The organism is Pseudomonas sp. HMSC063H08 (assembly GCF_001813645.1).
Classification (GTDB): Bacteria; Pseudomonadota; Gammaproteobacteria; order Pseudomonadales; family Pseudomonadaceae; genus Pseudomonas; species Pseudomonas aeruginosa.
Genome location: NZ_KV813442.1, coordinates 1 through 738 on the forward strand (window position 1 = coordinate 1; position 738 = coordinate 738).

The following is a 738-nucleotide window of genomic DNA, read 5'->3' on the forward strand; positions in this document are numbered from 1 at the left end:
GACACAAGAGTTCCTGGCCAGGCTGACGCTGGACCGGGAAGAAAATGGCATCGACCATTTCCACATTATCGTGGACGGCCGGCGCTTACCTGTCTTCCCAAACCAGGATCTCCTGGAGAAACGCACCACCCGCCAGTTCCGCGGCACGTTGTTCGGCAGCCTGCTCAATCTTTGGCTGTTCGATCGGCGCGCCTCGGCGCCCGACCGAGGCAATCACCTCGCCTTCGCACTCCTGCAGCGCGATGAGGATCCACACCAGAGGCTCTGGCCGCTGGTGATGGAAACCTGTCCGCTCCCCCTCCTGCAGCACTGGCGCGAGCCAGTGATGGAGGTCCTCACCCAGCACCAGATGTTGACCGCCCTGCCAGGGACGATCGGCAACGTCTGCGCCTGGCGACTCGCCCTGCGGGTCGACGTGCTCGAGCCCACCCTCGGTGAGCTGATCCGCGAAAGCATTCTTACCACCGATGCTCAGGCACAAGCCTGAGCCATCCCTCTCAGACTCAAGGAGGCCCCATGGCCCTCATGTTCCCGCGCTTGGCGCGCAACTTCGCACGCAACGGCTATTTCCCTACCGATGAGGTCACCCTCGAACGCGCTCTGCAAGCCCTCGCTCCCGCCCCGTCGGGCAGGATGAGGATCTGTGATCCCTGCGCCGGTGAGGGGGTTGCCCTGGCTGAGGCAGCACACATCCTCGGCCGCGACAAGGTCCAAGCCCTCGCTGTCGAGTACGACCGC

Annotated in this window: 1 protein-coding gene and 1 pseudogene; both read left to right on the forward strand. The window is 64.2% G+C overall.

What is annotated here, in order from left to right:
* A partial coding sequence (locus HMPREF2924_RS15370) for a hypothetical protein (protein ID WP_141765542.1) occupies positions 1 to 487 on the forward strand: 487 nt, incomplete at its 5' end.
* Positions 488 to 516: 29 nt separating this feature from the next.
* Positions 517 to 738, forward strand: a pseudogene (locus HMPREF2924_RS15375) (class I SAM-dependent methyltransferase); the annotation flags it as partial.